Here is an 8,431-nt window from a genome sequence, read left to right as displayed (position 1 = left end):
GTAGCTCTGGAACACCATGGCAATGCCACGCTCGGAGGGTTCGGCATAGGTCACGTCCTTGCCGCCGATGGTCAGCGTGCCTGACGTCGTTTCTTCCAGGCCGGCGATGATCCGCAGCAGCGTTGATTTTCCGCATCCAGACGGGCCGACGAAAACGACAAACTCGCCGGATGCAACCTCCAGATTGATCCCCTTGATGACTTCAAGGGCGCCAAAGCTCTTGCGAACCTGTTTGAGAGTGAGCTCGGCCATTCTGCTACCCTTTGACTGCGCCTGATGTCATGCCCGCGACGATCTGACGGTTGAAGAAGATGAAGACGATCAGCGGCGGGATCGTCACCAGGAGGATGTTCATGAAGAGGAGATTGTACTGGCTCGAATACATGCTTTGGAAATTATAGAGTGTGAGCTGCACCGTCACGTTCTCCCTGCCGGGAAGGTAGTAGAGCGGATTGGTGAAATCGTTGAAGATCGCGATCGACTGCACGACGATGTTGGTGACCGTCACCGGTTTCAGAAGCGGCAGGATCACCCTGAAGAAGATCTGCCGGGGTTTGGCGCCGTCGATCAGCGCCGCCTCGTCGAGGTCGCGCGGTATGGTCGAGATGAACGACCGATAGAGCAATGTCGAGAAAGAGAGATTATAGGCGACCTGGATCAGGATCATCCCGGTCATGGTTTTGAAGAGACCGATCTCCTGCAAAAGGCCGATGGTGGGCACGACGGCCGGCGGCATCATCAGACCCATGAACAGGGCAATGGAGGCCACCGTGTTCCATGACGTCTTGCGGCGCTGCATCACATAGCCGACCATCGCCGAAAGCAGGATCAGGATCGTGACGGAGGCGACGGTGATCAGGGTGGAGTTGAAATAGGCGAGCGCCAGCTGGTAGTCGCGCGCCTTGAAGACGGCGATCAGATTATCCCAGAACAGCCAATGCTTGGGCAATTCGAAATCGAGGCGAGAGGCTTCGGATTTCGATTTAACCGCCTGGAGAGCGACGAAAACGAAAGGCATGACGAAGATGACGGCCGCCACCGCAAGGGCTATCGCGCCGGTCACGTAAGGGCGGACGCTTCTCATTCTTCGACCTCGCGCCGGTTGAACCACAGGGTGAATGGCAGGATGATTACGGCGATCAGCGCGAACAGGATGACGTTTCCGGCCGTCGACAGACCGTAGAAACCCGCCTGGTACTGCTTATAGATGACCGATGCGATCACATCGGAGGAGAAACCAGGCCCGCCGCGGGTCATGGCCCATATCAGATCGAAGGATCGAAGCCCGCCGATCAGCGACAATGTCACCACGATGACAGTTGCGGGACGCACGAGCGGTAGGGTGATCCGGAAAAATTGCTGGAGGCGCGTGGCGCCATCAATCCTCGCGGCCTCATAATAGTCGGGGCTGATCGCGGCAAGCCCGGCGATGAAGATAAGGGTGGCGAGGCCGACACCCTTCCAGACATCGACCAAAGCCACCGAAAAAAGCGCCAGCGCCGGATTGGTGAGCCATCCCGGGCCGGGAATGCCGAGCGTCTCGAGCGTGACATTGATGATGCCCCTGGTCGGATGCATCATCACCGTGAAGGTGATGCCGATGCCGATCGTCGAGACCAGGACGGGAAAGAAGACTAGGGTGCGCAGGAAGCCGCGGGCGAAGATATTGCTGGTCAGCAGCACGGCAAGCAGCAGCCCGCAGACCGTCTTCAGGCCGGATGTCGTCACGGCATAGATCAGCGTGTTGACCAGTCCCTTGACCAGGAATGGTTCGGAAAAGAACTGCTGAAAGTTTTCGAGCCCGATGAATTCGGCCGTCGAAAGATCCCAGCGTGTGAGGCTGAACCAGAGAGAGGATACCGTGGGAACCAGAAACAGCACGCCGTAGATGATTGCGGCCGGAATGAAAAACCACAGCGGGTAGGGCGATTTGCGCGAGCGGGGGCGTGTCTCGGTCATGACTACCTCTTCAATCGGGCGGAACCTCGCCCCTTTAGGAGCGAGGTTCATTGACCCGAAAGGCCGCTACCAGTTGGGAAGACCGAGCTGCTTGGCCTGCTTGCGTACATCGTCGTCATAGAGCTTTGCCGCGTCGGCCGGCTGGCGAATACCGGAGCCGACTTCGACGGTGATCTGCTCGAGAGCCGGTCCCTTGATTGGCGAAACGAATTCCAGCGCCGGGGTCGTCTTGTCCTTGGCCTCGAAATAGGGGAGCATGTCCTTGATCGCAGGCGGTACACTAGCTGGCAGGTCGCAGCCGTCGATCAGGGAAGGCCCCTGAACGGCATTGGTTTCCACCATGATCTTGCAGGCCTCGACGCTTCCGGCGAAATCGACGAATTTCCGCGCTTCCTCGGCGTGCTGGCTGGTCAGCGGAATGTAAAGGGCTGGCGGCATCCAGACCGTCAAGCCGTTGGTTGCGGCATCGTCGCTCGGCTGCGCGAAAAAGCCGACATCGTTGAGGTTTTCCGGATAATTCTGTTTGAGCGCGCCGACCGCGAAGCTCAGCATCGGATAATGCGCCGCCTCGCCGGTTGCCACCATTCTCAGGCCATCGTCGTAGCTTGCCGCGCCGAAATCTTCGTTCATCAGACCGGCGTCGTGAACGTCCTTCAGCCGTTCGAAGCCCTTCAGGGCCGCAGGCGTCTCTGCGTATTTTGCCTTGTTGGCGGTCTCGTCTGCGGCGAAATTCGGCACGGCCGCGTGCAGGTTGTAATAGTCAGCCAGAACGAACAGCTGCGAGGTCCAGGTATCGCGATAGGTCTGCGCCACAGCGACCTTGCCTGATGCCTTGACCTTTGCGTTGTTCGCCATGAAGTCCGCCCATGTCTTCGGAACGGAGAGGCCGAGGTCCTGGTAGATTTTCCTGTTGTAGAGAATCCCGCCCGCCATCGCCGTGCCGAAGGGAACACCGTAGAGCTTGCCGTCGGCGCGGACGACCGACTTGAAACCTTCGTCCACCTTCGCCTGCGACGCAAGACCGCTCAGATCGACAAGCGTCTGCGCGGGTTTCAGCGCCTGAAGCAGCGAGCCGGAATTATAGAGAAACACATCGGACATCTCCCCCGTCGCCAGGCGCGTCTTGACGATGTTGTCGCCTTCGCCGCCACCGGCCCGTGGCTCGATTTCGATGGTGACGTCGGGCGCCTTCGTCTGATAGGCGGCAACCAGTGCCTCGGCCGCCGCGACGGTGTCCGGGTTATTGTCGATCAGGAATGACAGCGTGGTGTCTGCATGCGACGGACCGGCCGCGACCAGTGCCAAAAGTGCGGACGCGCCCGCAAGAATGAGCTTTATCCGATGTGCCATGACGTTCCTCCTCTGAACGGTGCGACGTGTATGCTCCTCAAGAATTGGGTAAGGAAAAGACCAGTCGGTGCGTCCCCGGGGCAAGAACGGCTTCCTCGACGACGGGCTCGCCGTTGAGCGACGGGTTTTGATGCCGTTTTCCTGGTCGGAAGCGGCCGATGCAGCCTTCCGGAAGTGTCAACACATAGGTGACCATGTTGCCGTCGCACTGCCAGCCGGCCTCGATGCGTCCCTGGCTGATATCATGATGGGCCGAAACCGGCGAAAGGGACGGAATCGGCGCCGGATCGACGATCACCTCGGCAAAACCGGGTGCGCTCGGGCTCGGCGAAATTCCGGCGACGCTTTCGAATAGCCACTGGCAGACCGCGCCATAGGCATAGTGGTTGTAGCTGTTCATGTCGGGTTCGTAGATGGTGCCGTCAGGCGCCATGGAATCCCAGCGCTCCCAGATCGTCGTCGCCCCCTTCGACACCTGGTAGAGCCAGCCCGGCACATCCTCCTGCAGGAAGACTTTTTCGGCCAGATCGTCCATGCCGAGCTTCGTCAGCGCGGGCAGCAGGGCCGGCGTGCCGATGAAGCCGGTGCCGATCTTGTAGTCGGCATCGATGATCACCTGCCGAAAATGCTGCTGTGCGGCTTGCGTGTGCTCCGCCGGTATCAGGTCGTGGAGGAAGGCCAACGCATAGGACGTCTGGTCGTTGTGCGCGAGCCGTCCCGCCGGCGTGATGAACTCGTTGGCGAATGTCAGCCGGATCTCGTTTACGCGCTGTTTCATCTTTTCTTCAAGGACGTGCTCGCCGAGAGTGGCTGCGATCCTTACCAGAAGGTCGGTCGAGATGAAGTGGTAGAGCGTCGCCGCGCAGTCGTCGGCGATCGTCGGACGAGGTTTTCGATTGTCGCCGACCGGCTGCAGCCAGTCACCGAAGGTGAAGCCTCGGGCGCCCCAATGCGAGGGCGGACGCACGAGCGGACCATCCGAGATCGACCAGACGAAATCGACCCAGCGCACCATGGAATCCAGGCACTCCGCTAGAACGGCCCGGTCGCCGTAATGGGTGTAGAGTACCCAGGGAATGACGACGATCGCGTCGCCCCAGCCGGTCGAGCCGGCATAGCCCGGGAAATTGGCCGGATGTAAGCGCGTTGGATCCGGCGAAAAATGTGAGACGGCGCCATCCTCGCGCTGATCGGCCATCACATCGCGCAGATACTTTCTCAGGAAGGATTGACTGTCGCTCAGCCAGCATGCGGTTGCGGCAAAGACCTGGGCGTCGCCCGTCCAGCCCAAGCGTTCGTCGCGCTGCGGGCAATCGGTCGGCACTTCGACGAAATTGGCGCGCTGCGACCAGATGGTATTCTCGACGAGGCGATTGACCAGTGCATTGCCCGAGGTGAAACCGCCGGCAGGCTCGGGCACAGATGAGATCGGGATGGATGCGATTGCGAGGATCTTCGCATCGCCCTTGATCGTCACCCTGGCATAGCGGAAGCCGTGGAAGGTGAAATGCGGCGCGTAGGTCTCGTCGCCATCTCCCCGCAGCGTGTAGACGGTGTGCGCGGTAGCCGTGCGATAGTTACGATTGTCGAAATGACGGTCGGGACCGAGAACTTCCGAATGCTCCACCCGGACTTCGGCGCCAGCAATGCCCCGGACCGTATATCTGATGTAGCCGCCGGCATTCTGGCCGAAATCATAGATCGTCCTGCCCTCATCGTCGGTCCAGCTTTCGACTGCGGCGAGTGGCCGCAACTCGCGCACCGCAGCAGTTTCATGCGCGACGAGAAGTTCCCTGTCGAAGGGCAATCTCTCCGTGCCATGGGTCTCGACATAATTTTCCTGCCGGGCATCGTAGACTTCGCCGAAATAGATCCCCGACTTCAGGATCGGCAGAAGGCCGCTTCGCCACGTGGTGTCGGTCGAAAGAACGGTGCCATCCGGTCCGATCAGATCCGCGATTGCGCCGATCCTGTCGCCCCAGCAGTTCGGGATCGCCTGGGCGCCCCACATCAAAGGCGACCGGTACCACCCGTCGGCAAGCCAGATCTCGATCCGGTTGAGGCCCTGCTTGAGCAGGTTCGAGACGTCGTATCGCTGATAGGCAAGGCGATCGTCGTAGTTCGTCCAGCCTGGGGTCAAGAGGTCGCTGCCGACGCGAACGCCGTTGATGAAGCAGCGATAGAGGCCAAGTGCGGAGATAAAGAACTCGACGGGAAGCTTGGCGCCATCATGTTCGAAAGTCTTGGAGACGAAGCTTGCGGCCGTTCCCTGACCGCCATCCGATAGCGGCGCGATCATGTCCCCGGACCAGGCACGCGAAACGAGGTTGCCGCTGATGGCTGCCGGCTGAAAGTTCATCAAGTCCTCCCGACGAATTGTAGAACGTTCTCCATATAACGTTCTACATTTTCTTCGAAAGCGCAATAGAAATTTGGTTGCCAGTCTGCCATGGTAGTTCTGCGGGCGCTTGTTGACGACTCGCAGCAGCAAGCCAGAGATTTCATGTCAATCGAAGACAAACAAAGGCCGCAACGAACCGATCGCGTGACGATCCGGACCGTGGCAGCTCACGCAGGCGTATCGGTCGCAGCGGTTTCCAAGGTGATGCGAAACGCCTATGGCGTCAGTGATGCGCTGCGCGCAAGGGTAACCGATGCCATCGAGACACTCGCCTATCGCCCCTCGCGGGCAGCTAGAGGGCTGCGTGGCCGGAGTTTCACCATCGGCGTGCTGCTGATCGATATCCGCAATCCTTTCCTTCCGGAGGTGATTGCCGGCGTGAACGGGGTGCTGGCGCCTTCGCACTACCAGGCGATGATCGGCGTCAGCGATGCGCGCTTGCAGCTGGAGACGTCGTTGATCGAATCGATGATCGACTACAAGATGGACGGCCTTATCCTCGTTGCGCCGCGTTTGCCCTCGGAGATCCTCGCAAAGTTCGCAGTCCAGATACCGATCGTCGCGGTCGGTTACCACGATGCCAGCGCTACGGCCTTCGATACCGTCAACGCAGACGATCAGCGCGGCGCCGAGATCGCCGTCGAAGCGCTTCTGGCCGGCGGCTATCGCGATATCGAAATGCTGAGCCTTGGCGAGCGCCAGGGGCACGCGGTCTCCGTCGTCCGCCAACGTGAGATCGGGTTCCGCCGGGCGATGCAGCGTGGCGGGCTCGGCTCCTCGCCAGCGATCGGCAAAATTCCCATTGCTTCGCCAAAGCGGGAAGAGGCGATGCGAAAATTCCTATCGAGGAAGGACAGGCCGCGCGCCGTATTCTGCTGGAGCGATCTCGACGCGATCACCCTTCTGAGCCTGGCTACGGAGATGGGCGTGCGCGTGCCCGAAGATCTCGCCGTCATCGGATACGACAATTCGCCGACCGCAGCACTCGGCCTCGTCAATCTCGCAAGCATCGATCAGTCGGGCAGGGAGCTCGGCCAGGTCGCAACCCGAGCCCTCATTTCCAGAATAGAAGGCCGCACCGCTTCCGAGCATATTTTCCAGATACCCTCACTGGTCAGCCGCAACAGCCTGACCCGTTCCGGCAATTCCACGGACAAATAATAGCGACGGCGTCGCCGCGTCTCTGTTCGTTTCCGTCGTTTTCAGTCGGATCGAAGGGGGCTGCCGCAAGACTGCCGCACGATCAGGCGACACGGCAATCTGATGATGCCGGTGGGGACCGGTTCACCCTTGGAGAGGCTGAGGATAGCCAGGCCGGCGCGATGGCCCAGTTCCTTCAACTCCATGTCGATGGTGGTCAGCGGCGGGCGCGTTTGCCGTGCGACGACCTCCCAATTGTCGAACCCGACCACGGCGACATCCGTGGGAATCTCCACATTGAGGTCGCGCAGCGCGTCGATGACGCCGCGGGCGATCTCGTCACTGCCGCAGAAGATGGCGTCGGGCTTTGGGCCGGGCCGGGCAAACACCGTCTGGACGGCTTCGTGACCCCATTCCTCCGACCAGTCGCCGAACATCGCTTCGGCACCGTCGCCGCAGGCGTCGAGATAGGATTGGGCGCGGATGCGAGCGGCCAGGTAATCCCGCGGGCCGGTGATGTGGAGGATCCGCGATCGACCGAGTTCTTTCAGGTGATCGACGGCGAGGCGGGCGCCCTGTTCGTCATCCGGAAAGAAGGTGACGCTGTCAGCCGGCCCCTCGGCAAAGACGTAGACGACGGGTATCGGCAAGCGGGATAGCTGGACTGGCGGTGTGAGATCGAGGCGCGTCGCGGTGAATATGATGCCGTCGACCTGCCGATCGAGAAGCGCCTCCAGGTGCAACTGGGCGAGCCTTGGATCATTGTTCGTGGCGCAGAGGAAGACGGACACGCCGTGATCGACCAGTACCTCCGATACCCCTGCCGCCATCGGCAGCGTCAGTCTGCCATACGTGTCGTTCGTCAGCATGCCGATCGCATGGCTTCGCTTGCTCAGCAACCCACGAGCGAGTGCATTAGGCCGAAATCCGATCTCCTCCGCCACGCGCCGAACCCGCTCGCGCGTCTCGGCATTTGTCCGGCCGGTGCCGTTCAGTGCGTTTGATGCCGTCGAAATGCTGACGCCCGCAGCCTTTGCCACGTCATAAATCGTCCGTCTCCGATCGCCCGTATTCTTCAACATCTGCCTCGTGTTCGATCCATGATAAAAGCTTTTAGCAGAAAAAAATGAGCTGTTAAAAGGTTTTATCAATCGCACATCAGATTTATGCACACAGACTGTCGACATCAAAAAATTTCTGATCTAACTTCATTTCATCCGATGGGCCTTGGGCCTGAACGAGAAAAAGGGGAACAAGCATGCTTCGACTGAAAACGACGATCACCGCTCTTGCACTGCTGGCAAGCTCTTCCCTCGCCGGCGCCGAAGAAATCACCCTATGGGTGCGCACGTCGTCCGGCGCCGTCCTTCAGGGACTGGCCGACAAATACAACGCATCGCACGCCGACAAGGTCAACGTTACCCAGATCACGGCAGAGCAGATGGTGCCGAAGCTGGGTGCGGCGATTGCCGGCAGCGCGGCTCCTGACGGCGCCGTGCTCGACCTGATCTACCTCCCGACCTTTGCCGCCGCGGATGGTCTCGAGGATATCTCCGACTTCGTGAAGGGCTTGCCTTATTC

Annotated in this window: 8 protein-coding genes; 2 read left to right on the top strand and 6 right to left on the bottom strand. The window is 60.2% G+C overall.

Features of this window, described 5'->3' with window-relative positions; translation table 11 throughout:
• The 5 genes from FY112_RS09990 to FY112_RS09970 all read right to left on the bottom strand — a co-directional run.
• A partial coding sequence (locus FY112_RS09990) for an ATP-binding cassette domain-containing protein (RefSeq protein WP_151518303.1) occupies window positions 1-252 on the bottom strand: 252 nt, incomplete at its 3' end.
• Between the two features lie 4 nt (window positions 253-256).
• Window positions 257-1,084 carry a carbohydrate ABC transporter permease gene (locus FY112_RS09985; protein WP_131709641.1) on the bottom strand — a complete coding sequence of 276 codons (828 nt, stop codon included), beginning with the start codon at window positions 1,082-1,084 and terminating at the stop codon, window positions 257-259.
• Window positions 1,081-1,959 carry a sugar ABC transporter permease gene (locus FY112_RS09980; protein WP_011654290.1) on the bottom strand — a complete coding sequence of 293 codons (879 nt, stop codon included), beginning with the start codon at window positions 1,957-1,959 and terminating at the stop codon, window positions 1,081-1,083. Before FY112_RS09980 ends, FY112_RS09985 begins: the two co-directional genes overlap by 4 nt.
• Window positions 1,960-2,025: 66 nt before the next feature.
• Window positions 2,026-3,309, bottom strand: a complete 1,284-nt coding sequence (locus FY112_RS09975; RefSeq protein ID WP_151518302.1) for an extracellular solute-binding protein — start codon at window positions 3,307-3,309, stop codon at window positions 2,026-2,028.
• Between the two features lie 37 nt (window positions 3,310-3,346).
• On the bottom strand, window positions 3,347-5,668 hold the full coding sequence (locus FY112_RS09970; protein WP_151518301.1) for an alpha-L-rhamnosidase: 2,322 nt from the start codon (window positions 5,666-5,668) through the stop codon (window positions 3,347-3,349).
• A gap of 144 nt (window positions 5,669-5,812) precedes the next feature.
• On the opposite strand from FY112_RS09970, the gene FY112_RS09965 reads away from it, so the two are divergent.
• Entirely contained in the window at window positions 5,813-6,871 is a 1,059-nt protein-coding gene (locus FY112_RS09965; RefSeq protein ID WP_151518300.1) for a LacI family DNA-binding transcriptional regulator, read from the top strand.
• A gap of 41 nt (window positions 6,872-6,912) precedes the next feature.
• Here the strand turns inward: FY112_RS09965 and FY112_RS09960 are convergent, their stop codons facing one another.
• Window positions 6,913-7,929 (bottom strand): LacI family DNA-binding transcriptional regulator, encoded by a 1,017-nt coding sequence (locus FY112_RS09960; RefSeq protein WP_151518304.1) that lies wholly within the window; start codon window positions 7,927-7,929, stop codon window positions 6,913-6,915.
• Window positions 7,930-8,108: 179 nt separating this feature from the next.
• Here FY112_RS09960 and FY112_RS37570 point away from each other — a divergent pair.
• Window positions 8,109-8,431 (top strand): extracellular solute-binding protein (locus FY112_RS37570; RefSeq protein ID WP_246700643.1); only part of this gene is annotated, 323 nt, incomplete at its 3' end.

The sequence above is a fragment of the Rhizobium sp. PEPV16 genome (assembly GCF_008919455.1).
GTDB classification, from domain to species: Bacteria; Pseudomonadota; Alphaproteobacteria; order Rhizobiales; family Rhizobiaceae; genus Rhizobium; species Rhizobium leguminosarum_Q.
This window is presented reverse-complemented; position numbering and strand designations above follow the sequence as displayed.